Below are 13554 nucleotides of genomic sequence, written 5' to 3' on the forward strand. Positions count from 1 at the left end.
TTGGACAACGATGACGCGTGGGCAACACTAGCGGGTCGGTATGACGTCGAACACAGCCAGATCTCAGTGAATCACCGACGACGGCATCAGTTCCCCGGAAGCGGTGCCACACCGCCGGCGATGTCGGTGATCCGCCAACCGTTGCGATCCACCGTGATCGGATACAGCGCCGTCGTCTTGACCCCCTCCGGTGATTGGACGTTGCTGGTGGTGACGTTGACGAAGACCTGCACCTCGTACTTCCCGTCGTTCTGCGAGGCGATGTCACTGCCCACCAACGTGCCGGAGGACACCCACTGCAACTGTCCGAGCAGGTCACGCAGGGCGGGTTCACTGGTGGTGAACTGCTGGATCAGCGGATCGGCCACATTCGTGTTCAATGCCGCGAACCAGGGGTCGAAGTTGCGGTAATCGATCTTCGCGGCGGCCACCGCATAGTCCGAGGCGATCTGACGGGCGTGCGCGGCGTCGGCCTGTTGGGCCCGCAGCGTGGACAGTTCGTCGGCGGCCTGATGTTTCTGCCACGCCAGCACACCGGTCGTGACGGCCAGTGCGATCACGACGGCCGCGAGCAGTGCGGTCAGCAGACGCCCGCGGCGATGGTCGGGCCGGCGTCGATCCGGTGCGGCGTCGCGCGCGGTGATCGGGCCATCGGCGGTGTCGGTCGCGGTGGCGTCGGTGTCGGTGCCGGCGTCGGTGTCAGTGGTCTCGGTGTCGGCGGTGTCGGTGTCGGTGTCGACATCGGTCATCGCCGTGTCGCTCACTGCCATGTCGCTGGTTGCCGTGTCACTGCTCATCGTCAAACCTCGTTCGGGGTGTCGTCTGTGTGGGTGTCATCTGTGTGGGTGTCATCTGTGTGGGTGTCATCGGGGACCGGCCACCGTCAGTCGCAAGGTGCCGTTCTCGTCGACGATGGCGAGTCCCTGCCCGACCAGGGTGGCGAGGTTGACGCGACCGGCCGGTGCCACCGCGTTCAGGGTGGGTTGCAGTACGCCGAGGATGGCGGCCGCATCGGGCAGGATCGTGGCGAGGTAGTCACCGATCTTCTGGGTGAACGGGATGATCACGTCGTACCACCCGGTGGCGCCCTCGGTGGCCTGCGCCAGGCCGGGCAGCAGACTCCACAGTGTCGCGAACGGCACGTTCATGTGGGCGAGTTTCGGTGCGGTGGCCCGCATCACGGCTCCGATCCGGTCACCGTTGAGGCGAACCAGCAGTTGTTGCGCGTGATCGAAGACCCCGGCGAACTCCGAGCGATAGGTGCCGATGGTGCGTGCGGTGCGTGCGGAGAAGTCACCGATCACGGCGAGGTCGGCGTCACGGCCGCGCCAGCCCTCGGTGATGGTGCGGGCGAGTTCGTTGAGGGTGTCCGGATCGAATTGGCCGGTGAGTCCGCGCATGGTGGTGAGCATGTCGGCCACCGACACTCCCGGATCGACGTGATCGCTCAGTTCGGCGCCGTCGGCGATGTACGGCCCGGTCGCCCGGGTGGAGGAGAACTCGATGTACTGCTCGCCGACCATGGACAGGTTGGCGACGCGGATCTGCGCGTCCGCCGGTATCTGCGCCTGCGGGTCGATCTGCAGGTCCGCACGCAGACCCGCGGCTCCGGCGCTGATGGTGGTGACCTTGCCGACGGCGATCCCGTTGTAGAGGACCGCCGAATCCGGTTGCAGCCCTCGCGATGTGGACAACTCGACGCTGACGTGGTGATACCGGGTGAAGGGATGCAGGTGCAGTACCCCGACGACGAGGTAGGCGGTCAGCAGGATCGAGACAACCACCAGCATCACCAGGCTGATGAGTGTGCGGCGCGCGCTCATCGCATCGCTCCGATCATCCGGAGTACCGCGGCGACGGTTCGGGTGTCGACGCCCGACTGCCCCGACGGCCGCCCGTCGGGGCGGGTCACGTCGACGATGTCGATGGCCGGGTCGGCCAGCCAGGCGACCATCCGGTCGTTGATGAGGCGATCGAGTTTCTCCATGTCGGCCGGCGCCTGCGCGTCGAGACGCACGGCAGTCGCCACCAGGGGGTCGATGATGCCGATGAGCCCCTGCAGGGTGGCGTAACGCGGGAGGATGAGGTTGCCGATGGGATCGACGTTGGGGCCCAGGGCATTGAGAACGTTGGACAGACCCAGGAACGCCGACACCGCACCACTGACCCGGCGCGGACCGAATTCGAAGGCGAATCCCAGCCTCGTCCGGTTGGCGTCCAGGGTCGCCGCGACCGACGCCACCGAATCGATGATCCCGGTGACCGACCGGCTCTGCGACGCGCTGCGCGCGATCAGCGCCCGCAACACCTCGATCCCGACGTCGCGGTCGGCGGTGTCATCGGGAAATGCGTTGTTGGCGTTGCTGATCACCCGTTGCAGGGTGGCGACCGTGCCACCGTTGGCCAGGGCCGCGATTCCGCCGAGCAGTTCCTCGACCTGTGGCGCGACGGTGGTGCGGGCCAGCGGGATGACCGCGCCGGGGGCGAGGGTCCCGGCCGAACCGGTCGGCGGCGCGCTGAGGCTGATGAAGAAGTCACCGAGCAGTGTGGCCTGGGTCAGTTCGGCGGTGGTACCGGCCGGCAGGGAGACCTCGGAGCTGATGTCGACGGTCGCGACCGCCACTCGCGTGCCGTCGCGTTCGGCGACGTCCACACCGCGCAGCACCCCGATCCGGGAGCCGTTGTAGATGACCTTGCTGCGGGCGGGCAGGTTGAGTACCGACCCGAATTCGAGGTCGAGCGAATAGCTGTCGCCGTCGACGCGGGTGCCGGGCAACGGCAGATCCGTCGGCGAGACGCCGCATCCGGCCAGCAGAACCGTCAACGCCGACAGCGTCACGGCGACCCATCGTCGGATCATCGGGTACCTCCGGCGGTGGCCAGCACCATCTGCACGAGTGCGAGGTCGACGTGCCCGCCGGCGCCGGGGACGGGACGGCAGGCCTGCGGCATGACCGCGTTCACCTGAGCGCACACCGCCGCACTCGAGGTCGCGCCGACCCGCACCGCCGGCGGGGTGACGGTGATCCCGCCGGCTGCGGCACCGCCGGCGAGGATGCGCTGCAGCCCGGTCGACACCGTCGGCAGTCGACGCAGGACGGCGACGATCTCCTCGGTGGGGACCTTGTCCAGCAACGGCATCAGGGCGTCGAGCACCGAGAACACACCCGGGGAATATGTCCGGATGAGCCGCAGCAGCGACGGCGTCAGTTCGGTGGTCTGCACCACCGCCGGGTTCAGGACCGAGAACCACGCGTCGAAGGTCACCGCGAAGTCGCCGAGTTTGGTGAGTCCGAGTTGCAGGTCCGGCCATCGTTGCACGAAGAACTCGGTCAGTTCGTCGACGTTGGTGAGCAGGGATCGTAGTTGATTGTCGCGCAACGCCGGATCGCCGAGTGCCGCCGCGAGACCACCGACCGCGTCGTTGAAGTCCGCACCGGTCCCGCGCAGGCTGTTGTTGACACGATTCATGGTGTCGCGCACCAGTTCCCGACTCTGATCGGAGTGTGATGCGGCAGCGGTCACCTGCGCGGCGAGTTTGTCGAAGGCGGCGTAGGCCTCGCTGACGCTGGTGGGAGTGTGGGTGCGGGCCAACGGAATACAGGTGCCCATATCCCAGGCGGGTCCGGTGGTGCGGCCCGCCGGGATCTCCAGATGCCGGTCGGTGACGATGGAATCCGAGGTGGTGACGGCGGACACGTCGGCCGGGAAGTCGATGTCGCCGCCCACGGTGAACCGCACCACCACGTGCCCGTCGTGGGAAGCGATCGACGTGACCGACCCGATGGGCACCCCGCGCATCGTGACGTCGTTGCCCGGGTACAGCCCGACGGCGTCGGCCATCTCGGCGCATCCGGACCGGTCGTCGGAGCGATGGCGGACGAGGATCACGGTGGCCGTGGCGACCAGTGCGATCGCCACCAGTGCGATCAGGATTCGTGGAGCCATCCGTGTGGTCGGCAGACGCATGCTCAGCACCGCCGTTCCGTGCTCGGCACGCACAATCCACCGGCACCGAATTGTCCGGGCGCCACGCTCACCTGCGGCGCGTTGACGACCACCGAGGACAGGTCCACCCGGCCGGCGGTGTCGACCACACCCATCGAGTCGGCGATCTCCGCGACGATCGACTTCAGCCGCGCCAGCAGGTCATCGATGCGGGAAAGTTGGGCATTGAGGGTGTTCACCAGGTCGAGGACCTGCGTCACCTCGGGTTCGATGGTGCCGGTGAACGCGTCGACGGGTTTGCCGATGAAGGCGAACAGCGCCCCGATCGACCGGACCGTCTCCACGCCTTCGGCCTTGACCTGGTAGGCCTTGGCGCCGACGTACCCGATGAGCCGCAGCATCTCCACCAGGTCGGCGCGACCGGAGTTGAGGCCGGCGATGTACTCGTCGCTCAATGCGACGGCGGCGTCGAGGTCGTCACTGCGGTCACCGATCGCCGTGGTCAGTTGCCGGGTTTCGGCGATGATGTCGCGGATGGCGTCGGGTTGTCCGTCGAGGGCGGCGTCGACCTTCTCCAGGGTGTCGGCGATGGTGACGCCGTCGACCTTCGCGATCACCTTCCCGGAGTCGGCGATGACGTCGGAGAGGGTGTAGGGCACGGTGGTGCGTTCGGTCGGGATCACATTGTCGCCCAGCCGATTGTGTCCGGCGGGTCGCAGCGCCACATAGTGGCCGCCGACCGCGGTGAGCAGACGCACGTCGGCCGCGGTCTGATCGCCGAGCGCCATCCCGGAATCGACCTCGAGGGTCACCTCCACCCGGTCGGGGTGCAGCGTCACCGCCGACACCTCCCCCACCCGCACCCCGGCGATGCGGACCTCGTCGCCGGCGGTCAGTCCTCCGCTGGTGGTCAGCGCCACCGTCACGTCGTCGTGGCCGAACGGATCGAGGTAGACCACGCCGCAGATGACCGCGAGAATCACCGCCACCAAGACACCGAGCATGCCGATGCGGAACTGCCTGCGCCGCAGGGAGTGTTCGTCCCGTCGCCCGCGGATCATCGGCACATCACCACCGGTACCCCGGCGAGCAGGACCTGGGTGAGTGGGGTCGGGATCGCTTCCCCGGAGCTGCAGGTCAGCGAATTGTGCTGGGCCGCATGGACGGAACCGTCGAGGGCGTCGATCAGTCCGGGCAGGCGGCTCAAGGCGCCGGTGGCGGTGTTCATCCCGGGTATCCAGGTGCGCAGCAGATGGTCGACGGTCGCATAGTTGCCGTAGTAGGACTGCTCGAGGTTCTCCAGCAGCTGCCGGACGGGCCCCAGGCTGCGCGCCGCCAGACGCATCGACACCTGCGTCTTGTCCGCGGACGCGGCGAGCACACCGAACGCCTCACCCATCCGGGCGATCAGATCGTTGAGTTGGGGTGACTTGTAGCGGATCTCACCGGCGACCCGTCCCAACTGCGTCACGATGGTGGCGATGAGGGCCGACCGATCCGACACGACGCCCGCGATCTGACGCAGTTGCGCCAGCACCGATCCCACGTCGGGACCTCGACCCTCCACCACCGCAAGCAGATTGGTCATCAGCTCGTTGAGTTGTTCGGGCTGCAGGGTGCCGAACAGGGGCCGCAATCCGTTGAACATCTCGGTGATGTCGAACGAGCCGATGGTGCGATCGGCGGGGATGGTGGTGCCGGGTGCGACCGTCGGCGCGGTATCGGTGGGCGACGCGGAACCGGCTCCGGACGTCTGCAGGTCGAGGTAGCGCTGCCCGACGAGGTTCAGGTAGCGGATCGCGATCCGGGTGTCGGTGTGCAGGGTGGTCGTGGTGGTGACGGAGAACCGGACTTCTGCCTGCGCACCGGAATTCAGGTCATCGTCGACGAGGCGGATGGATTGCACCTTGCCCACCCGCACCCCGAGTTCGCGGACGTCGTTGCCCACGGCCAGTCCGGAGACGTCGGTGAATCGGGCGGTGAAGGTGTTCTGGTCACCGGGGACCGACGGGTTGAGCGCCTCGACGATCACCCAGCCGGCCACCAGGACGGCGACCACGAAGACCACGAAACCTGCTGTGGCGGTGGGGCGGACGCGGTTCATCGGCCACCGCCGGTCCCGGACGCGGCGAGCCCGGCGGTGATCGCGGGCAGGGATTGCAGCGTGAGCCCGAGGCGCAGCCGCACCTGGCCGTCGACCCGCAGCAGCATGCGGTCGAGACGACCGATCAGTTCGTGTGCGTCGTCGGCGGCGGCCGGCACTGTGGACAGCGTATAGCCCAGTGGCGCACCGAGTGTCAGGGAGGCGTCGAGGACGGTGGCGAGGTCGGTCGGGTTGTTCCCGACGGTCTGACCGAGGGTGATGAACGTCTGCACCAGGCCGGTCAGCGCACCGGTCACCTTCTCGGTCTGGGCCGGGTCGGCGTACATCTCGGTCTTCTCCACCAGCGTGGTGAAGAGGTTGACGAACGGATCGGCGAGGCTGTCGGCGCCGCGCAGGGTGTCGTCGGCGATCGCGAGCATCTGCGCGAACGGCATCTGCTGATGTTCGTGCGCCAACACGAGCAGGTCGAAACCCGAACGCATCAACGGCGAGATCTGTGCGACGACCCCGTCGAGCCGGTTGATCATCGCGGTGACGTCGGCCCCGGTGAGTGTGCTCGTGATCGAGCCGACGTCACGCAGCACCGCCACCGCCGAGACCTGCGAGCCGGATACGGTGGCCGCGATCCTCGCACCGTCGTGCAGTGTCGGGCCGGGACCGTCGGGCATCAACTCGATGCCGACCACACCGAAGATGTTCGACGGGACGAACCGCGCGGAGAGTCCACCGCGGATGTCGGCGGCCTGCCGGGCGTCGAGGGAGAGTCGAATATCTTGTCGCCCTGCGGTATCGATGTCGATGGAGTCCACCCGGCCGATGAGCAGACCCCGGTACTTGACGTCGGCGCCGGCGGCGAGGGAATCGGCGACACGGTCGGAGGTGACGGTCACCTCGATGCGGTCGTCGAAGACTCCGCGCGCGTACAGGGTGACCGGGACCGCGATCACCAGGATCACCGCCACCGCGATCAGCCCCCACCGGACCAGCGAACCCTGGGAGGGTCCGCGTCCGGACATGTCGACCGGCGGCCCGATCATCCGGAGAACCTGAATCCGACGTCGGAGCCCCAGAACACCAGGGTCAGCACCATGTCGAGGACGACGATGACGATGAAGCTGAACTTGATCGCCCGTCCGGTCGCGACACCCACACCCTCCGGACCGCCGCGGGCGTAGAAACCCTGATAGCAGTGGATGATCACGACGGCGACGATGAACACCACCGCCTTGATCACCGAGTACACCACGTCGACGGGTCGGAGGAAGGCGTTGAAGTAGTGCTCGTAGGTGCCCGGCGACTGGCCGTGGAAGCCGGTCACCACCAGCGTGCACGCCAGATAGGCCAGCACCAGGGTGATCAGGAACAGCGGGATGATGGTGACGATCCCGGCGACGGCGCGGGTGCTGACGACGAAGGGGATCGGTTGGACCGCTTGCGCTTCGAGGGCATCGATCTCCTCGGAGATGCGCATGGAGCCGATCTCGGCGGTCATCCGGCACCCGGCCTGCGCGGCGAAGCCGATGGCTACGACGATCGGCGCGATCTCCCGGGTGGTCGCGTAGGCGGACAGGAATCCGGTGAGCGGACCCATGCCGAACATGTCCAGCGAGCCGAACGCCTCGACACCGATCGATCCGCCGACCGACGCGCCGAGCACCACCAGCACCGCCACGGTGCCGCCGCCCACGATGATCGTTCCGTTGCCCCACATCATGTCGCCGAGCACGGCGAGGGTTTGGCGGCGGTAGCTGCGCAGGGCGTGCGGTATCGCGCCGAGGACCAGGGCGGTGAATCGCAGTTGATGGCCGAGCATCGCGAGCAGCCGCGCCGGTGCGCCGGCGTGCGCCGCGGCCCGACGCGCACGAGGGTGTGACGCCAGGTAGACATCAAGACCGAGCACCGCGTCGTTCACCCGACCTTGGTATGCAGGAACATCGAGATGATTTGCGTGGCAATCAGATTGAGTACGAAGCTGGCCACCACACTCAGCACCACCGCCGCGTTGACCGCGTCGGCGACACCGCGGGGACCGCCCCGCGCCTCGAGTCCTCGTTGACAGGCGATGGACACGACCACGAGTCCGAAGATCTCCGCCTTGGCCAACGCCGCCCACAGGTCGACGAGGCCGGCGAACTCGCCGAACGAACCGAGGTAGCTGCCGGCGGCACCACCCTGGAAGGCGACGTTGACGAAGTAGCCGGTGCCGACGCCGACGAAGATGATCTCGACGCAGATCAGTGGCGCGATCACGGCCACCGCCGCCAGCCGGGGCGCGATCACCCGTCGGGCGGGATCGATACCCATGGTGCGCATGGCGTCGATCTCGTCGCGCACGGTCCGGGATCCGAGGTCGGCGGCGACCGCGGAGCCGACCGCGCCACCCATCAGCAGTGCCGTCGCGATCGGCGCACCCTGCCGCAGCACCCCGAGCGCCCCGGCCGCGCCGGCCATCGACGACGCCCCGATCTGGGCGGTCAGGCTGCCCACCTGCACCGAGATGATCACGCCGAACGGGATGGCGACGAGCGCCGCGGGCACCGCCGCCACCCCGGTGAAGAAGACCATCTGCCGATAGGCCTCGCGGAACGGGAACCGCCCGCGGACCAGATCCGCGCACCCGCGGCTCGCGGCGGTGGCGAACAGTTCGAGCAGCCGACCGAGCGTCGCGATCGCCGAGCCCGCGGTGGACGCCACGCGCCCCGCAGACATCTGCTCGAACAGCTTCACCGTCACCAATGCCACCCCATTGTCGATTCGCGAACCAGTGTGGCAGAGATTTCAAATTCTGGCTTCATTTTCAGTTTTTCGCCGCCACTCAGGCGTTTTAGCACGTCAGAGGGCATTTGAACGTGGTGACGGATTGCTTCGGAGGCCGTTCACCGGCCACACTGGAGGGATGAACGCTTCCGCATCCCGGCCGACGGCGCCGCCGGACGACGAGCCCACCGGCCCCCTCGACGGGGTCACCGTGCTCGAACTCGGCACCCTCATCGCCGGCCCGCACGCCGCCCGGCTCCTCGGCGACATGGGCGCCGACGTGATCAAGATCGAACCGCCGAATCGACCCGACCCGATCCGAACCTGGGGCAGGCCGAGGTCGACGGGAACCGCTTCTACTGGACCGTGCACGGCCGCAACAAGCGGGCGATCACCCTCGACCTGCGCTCCGATCGTGGCCGGGAGATGTTTCTCCGTCTCGCCGACCGCGCCGACATCATCGTCGAGAACTTCCGGCCCGGAACGCTCGAACGTCTCGGCATCGGACCCGACGTACTCCTCGAACGCAATCCCCGCATCGTCGTCGTCCGGGTGTCCGGGTACGGACAGACCGGACCCGATGCGTCGCGTGCCGGATACGCCTCGGTCGCCGAGGCGGCGAGCGGGTTGCGCTACATCAACGGCTATCCCGGCCAATTGCCGCCGCGATTGTCGCTGTCGCTCGGCGACACCCTGGCCGGAATGTTCGCCGCCCAGGGCGCACTGGCCGCGCTGTATCGGCGCAGCGTCACCGGCAAGGGTCAGGTGGTCGACACCTCGCTCCTGGAATCCTGTGTCGCCGTGCAGGAATCGGCGATCGCGGACTACGACGTGGGTGGCGTGGTGCGCGGACCGTCGGGTACCCGACTCGACGGGATCGCCCCGTCGAACCTCTACCCCACCGCCGACGGCACGCACGTGATCATCGCCGCCAACCAGGATTCGGTGTTCGCGCGGCTGTGCGCGGCGATGGGGCAACCCGAGTTGGCCACCGACCCGCGTTTCGCCGATCATGCGGCGCGCGGCCGCAATCAGGACGAGCTCGATGCGTTGATCGGTGAATGGTCGGTGCGGTTCTCCGCCGACAAGCTCACCGACGTGCTGTCGGAGGCGGGCGTCGTGGTCGGCCCGGTGAACACCATCGCCGAGGTGGTCGCCGACCCCCATCTGCAGGCGCGCGGCATGATCGCCGATCATTTCGACGAACGGGCCGGTCGGGTGGTGCGCGGTCCGGGTGTGGTGCCGCAGTTCAGCGAGACGCCGGGACGGATCCGCAATGCCGGTCCACCCGAACCGGGATGTGACAACGCGGCGGTTTACGGTGAGGTACTCGGCCTCTCCGCGGAGCAGGTGGCCGAGTTGGCCGACGAGGGAGTGATCTGATGGATGTGACCATTCGCGACGTCGCGATGCGCGACGGCCTGCAGATCGAGGAACCGATCTCCACCGCCGCGAAACTCGAACTGCTCGAAGCGATCTGCGACACCGGCGTGCGCGAGGTGGAGGTCACCGCCTTCGTCTCACCGAGCAAGGTCCCGGCCCTGGCCGACGCCGCCGAGCTGTGTACCCATCTCGATCGCTTTCCGGGCGTGAGCTTCTCGGCCCTGGTCGCCTCGGTGGGCGGGGTGCGACGGGCACTCGACGCGGGTCTCTCCAACCTCGAATACGTGGTGTCGGCATCGGATGCGCACAGCCGCGCCAATGTCGGCCGGGACACCGAGGCGTCGGTCACCCTCATCGACGAGATCGTTGCGATGGCGCATGCGGCCGGTGCCGGCGTCGAGGTGATCGTCGCGACCGCGTGGGACTGTCCGTTCGACGGTCCGACGCCTCCGGAGCGGGTCACCGGAGTGATCTCGCGGGCCGTCGACGCCGGCGCGGACCGCATCAGCATCGCCGACACCATCGGCACCACTACCCCGGGACGCGTCAGTGATCTTGTCGCACAGGTGGTTCCGCTGATCGGCGAACTCCCGTTGGGCGCACATTTCCACAACACCCGCGGCAGCGGCCTGGCGAGCGCGTATGCCGCTGTGCAGGCCGGTATCTCACGTCTCGACGCATCGGTCGGCGGACTCGGCGGTTGCCCGTTCGCGCCCGGGGCGAGCGGCAACATCGCCACCGAGGACCTCGTGTACCTGTTACGTGACAGCGGGATCGAGACCGGAATCGACCTCGACGCCGCAATCCGCGCCGGGCGGGTGGCGATCGGCGCCGTCGGCGGTGGCACCGGGAGCGCGTTGATGCGGGCCGGCGATCGGAAGTTGGTGGCGCCCGCGGTGGCGCGGTGAGCGGCCGGCCGAACGAGGATCCGTTCGTCGCGCTGTAGTCAAAGTCCCGTGCAGGCAGGTTGTCATCGCCTTGACACTGCCCAATAGGTCACGGACCCCGAGTAATGATTGGGGTGTCAAGGCTAGGTTTGCACAGCCGAGTGCTGTAAAGATATTATTGACAGTGGAGTGGGGACGGACCCCGACGAAAGAAGCACAGTGCAGATCCGCGACAACGCCCGCAAGCACAGGGTGACTGACGCCGACATTTGCACGGGCCAACGCACTGCGTCTGGTCGAATACAACTACAACGGCGAAGACCGCCTCCTGATCATCGGCGCAGACACAGCCGGACGGTACTCGAACTGGTTGCGGTTCCCGCCGACGAACCAATCCGCATCATCCACGCAGATGCGTTGCGCGCCAAGTTCTACGACTACCTACGATGATGAACGAACGGTGATGACAATGGCCACGAGGCTACACAAGTCCGACACAACCGGTCTCGATGAACTCAACCCCGCCGACCATCCGGCCCGCGATGCCCGCCACATCCGGCGCATTATCGCCGCCGTGGAAAATCAACGCGCCGCCGACGCCGAGCTGCGAGCCGCCGTACGAGAAGCGCATGCCGCCGGGGACTCGTGGACCGTGATCGGCGCAGCACTGGGCGTCAGCAGGCAGGCGGCGTTTCAAAGGTTCGGCCGCGACTGACTGCATGAAAAACCCCTCACCTGCCGAAGCAGGTGAGGGGCCTCGAGTGGAGCTGCCGGGAATTGAACCCGGGTCCTCCGTCGTGTCAGCGGGGCTTCTCCGTGTGCAGTTCACTGTGTCTCTACTCGGATCTCCCGGTCACGCGAACAAGCCGAGATGACGATCCCAGTCGCTGTTGAATGTCCCATCCGCACCCGCGACCGGTGCGAGCGGTGAGCTCCCGAAGATGATGCCGGCACCGGATCCGGGAGCATGATCCGGGCCGACAGATTACGGGCTCGCTGTCAGGCAGCGAGAGCGTAATCGCGCTGATTCTTATCGGCGCTTAATTGGTTGCCGCGACGCTTATACGGTGGTCTCTGGCCTGCACCGACACGCTTCCCCCGCCTCGGCGAACGTAGTCGAAACCGATCAGCCCCGAGACGAGACCCGCCCGGTGAGGGGCGAGCAGTTCATTGTAACAACCCGGACGGACAGGTTCATTCCCATTTCTCCCAGCCGTCCCCGCACCGCCGCGACCACGTCACTGGATCGACAGCATCGCGGTGTCGGCGACACCCACGGGAACCGACAACTGCCCGTCGGAGGCCTGGTAGCGCTTACCGGTCCAGGCGTCGACGCCGGCCACCGACGCATCCCCGTTGAGACCGAGACTGGTCAGCGACACCGACATCGTGCGCGCATGATCGCCCCGGTTGGTCAGCGAGACGACGAGGCCCTTGTCGCCGAGTGCCCGGCTCCAGATCTCGGGATCGTCGCCGACTATGGCACCGGCGCGGACCCGCGGGTCCTGATCGACGCCGATGATCGCGTCATTGGCGAGGATGTCGCGGGTCTGGGTGCTCATCGTGGTGAGATCGTTGCCGGCCATCAGCGGCGCGGCCATCATCGCCCACATCGACATCTGGGTGCGTTGCATCGCCGGCGTGAGTGCGTCGCCGACCCCGACCACCAGCATGTCGAGGTCGACGAACCGACCGTCGGAGACCCGATCGCCGAGCGGGGCAACGGCGTCGACGATGTCGGTGATGCCCTGATAGCCCGACGGACCCGCGTCGGTGGACCACGCCGGGGTGATGTCGTTGGTGGCCCGCGTCATCGTTGCCACACCGCCCCAATCGAATTCGGCCCCGGGCACCGATTCGGACACACCACTGTTCGGGTTGATGCTGTAGACGATGGGCCGGCCGGTCGCCCGGATCGCATCGCGCATCGCGATGAAGGACGCCACCTGATCGTCGTGCGACGACGTGCCGGAGCACCAGTCGTACTTGAGGAAGTCCACTCCCCACGACGCGAACGTCGCCGCGTCCGTCGTCTCGTGGCCGCCGCTTCCGGTCGCGCCGGGGTAGCTGCCGGTGTACTGCGCGCACGTCTTGTCCTGCGCGCCGGCGTAGATGCCGAACTTCAGTCCGCGGGCGTGGATGTAGTCGGCGAGCGCGGCGATCCCGGCGGCGAAACGCGTGGGGTCGGCACGTAGTCGGCCGTCGTCGTCCCGGGTCGGGGCCATCCAGCAGTCGTCGACGACGACGTAGCGATACCCCGCGTCACGGAGTCCGGAGGAGACCAGCGCGTCGGCCTGAGCGCGCACGATCTGCTCGGTGATACCGCAGCCGAAGGTGTTCCAGCTGTTCCAGCCCATCGGCGGGGTGGTGGGCAACCCCGCGATCGCCGGCCCGGAGCCGCCGATCTGTTCGGCGGCGGACCGCTCGGGAGCGCACCCGGCCACCGACAGCATCGCGACGAGCAGAGCGCTCAGC

General features: G+C 67.6%; 12 protein-coding genes, 1 other RNA gene and 2 pseudogenes. 4 read left to right on the top strand and 11 right to left on the bottom strand.

The genetic code is table 11. The features are described 5' to 3' along the window. Positions 1-86: 86 nt before the first annotated feature. The 9 genes from ABLE92_RS08590 to ABLE92_RS08630 form a co-directional block, all read right to left on the bottom strand. On the bottom strand, positions 87-797 hold the full coding sequence (locus tag ABLE92_RS08590) for a hypothetical protein (RefSeq protein ID WP_348804335.1): 711 nt from the start codon (positions 795-797) through the stop codon (positions 87-89). 66 nt (positions 798-863) lie between these two features. Further along, on the bottom strand, positions 864-1823 hold the full coding sequence (locus tag ABLE92_RS08595; protein ID WP_348804336.1) for an MlaD family protein: 960 nt from the start codon (positions 1821-1823) through the stop codon (positions 864-866). Beyond that, on the bottom strand, positions 1820-2860 hold the full coding sequence (locus ABLE92_RS08600; protein ID WP_348804337.1) for an MlaD family protein: 1041 nt from the start codon (positions 2858-2860) through the stop codon (positions 1820-1822). The genes ABLE92_RS08595 and ABLE92_RS08600 overlap by 4 nt, the downstream gene beginning before the upstream one ends. After that, on the bottom strand, positions 2857-3969 hold the full coding sequence (locus ABLE92_RS08605; protein ID WP_348804338.1) for an MlaD family protein: 1113 nt from the start codon (positions 3967-3969) through the stop codon (positions 2857-2859). Before ABLE92_RS08605 ends, ABLE92_RS08600 begins: the two co-directional genes overlap by 4 nt. Positions 3970-3971: 2 nt before the next feature. Continuing rightward, complete coding sequence (locus ABLE92_RS08610) at positions 3972-5009, bottom strand: MlaD family protein (RefSeq protein WP_348804339.1); 1038 nt, start codon at positions 5007-5009, stop codon at positions 3972-3974. Further along, the gene (locus tag ABLE92_RS08615; protein WP_348804340.1) at positions 5006-6052 is read right to left on the bottom strand and encodes an MlaD family protein; all 1047 of its coding nucleotides are present in this window, start codon (positions 6050-6052) and stop codon (positions 5006-5008) included. The genes ABLE92_RS08610 and ABLE92_RS08615 overlap by 4 nt, the downstream gene beginning before the upstream one ends. After that, positions 6049-7089, bottom strand: coding sequence for an MlaD family protein (locus ABLE92_RS08620; protein WP_348804341.1), 1041 nt, complete (start codon positions 7087-7089; stop codon positions 6049-6051). The genes ABLE92_RS08615 and ABLE92_RS08620 overlap by 4 nt, the downstream gene beginning before the upstream one ends. Beyond that, the gene (locus ABLE92_RS08625) at positions 7086-7952 is read right to left on the bottom strand and encodes an MlaE family ABC transporter permease (protein ID WP_348804565.1); all 867 of its coding nucleotides are present in this window, start codon (positions 7950-7952) and stop codon (positions 7086-7088) included. Before ABLE92_RS08625 ends, ABLE92_RS08620 begins: the two co-directional genes overlap by 4 nt. A gap of 8 nt (positions 7953-7960) precedes the next feature. Beyond that, a complete protein-coding gene (locus ABLE92_RS08630) occupies positions 7961-8785 on the bottom strand; it encodes an MlaE family ABC transporter permease (protein WP_348804342.1) in 825 nt (274 codons plus the stop codon). Positions 8786-8948: 163 nt separating this feature from the next. On the opposite strand from ABLE92_RS08630, the pseudogene ABLE92_RS08635 reads away from it, so the two are divergent. From ABLE92_RS08635 to ABLE92_RS08645, 4 genes and pseudogenes are all read left to right on the top strand, one after another. Then, positions 8949-10192: pseudogene (locus tag ABLE92_RS08635) on the top strand (CaiB/BaiF CoA transferase family protein). Continuing rightward, positions 10192-11100, top strand: coding sequence for a hydroxymethylglutaryl-CoA lyase (locus tag ABLE92_RS08640; protein ID WP_348804343.1), 909 nt, complete (start codon positions 10192-10194; stop codon positions 11098-11100). The pseudogene ABLE92_RS08635 and the gene ABLE92_RS08640 overlap by 1 nt, the downstream one beginning before the upstream one ends. A gap of 198 nt (positions 11101-11298) precedes the next feature. After that, positions 11299-11529, top strand: a pseudogene (locus ABLE92_RS26135) (hypothetical protein). A gap of 19 nt (positions 11530-11548) precedes the next feature. Then, positions 11549-11794, top strand: a complete 246-nt coding sequence (locus tag ABLE92_RS08645) for a hypothetical protein (RefSeq protein ID WP_348804344.1) — start codon at positions 11549-11551, stop codon at positions 11792-11794. A gap of 44 nt (positions 11795-11838) precedes the next feature. Here ABLE92_RS08645 and ssrA read toward each other — a convergent pair. Next, positions 11839-12213: a transfer-messenger RNA gene (ssrA, locus tag ABLE92_RS08650) on the bottom strand. Between the two features lie 104 nt (positions 12214-12317). After that, on the bottom strand, positions 12318-13532 hold the full coding sequence (locus tag ABLE92_RS08655) for a glycoside hydrolase family 27 protein (RefSeq protein WP_348804566.1): 1215 nt from the start codon (positions 13530-13532) through the stop codon (positions 12318-12320). Positions 13533-13554 lie beyond the last annotated feature (22 nt).

It is taken from the genome of Gordonia oleivorans (genome assembly GCF_040044975.1).
GTDB classification, from domain to species: Bacteria; Actinomycetota; Actinomycetes; order Mycobacteriales; family Mycobacteriaceae; genus Gordonia; species Gordonia oleivorans.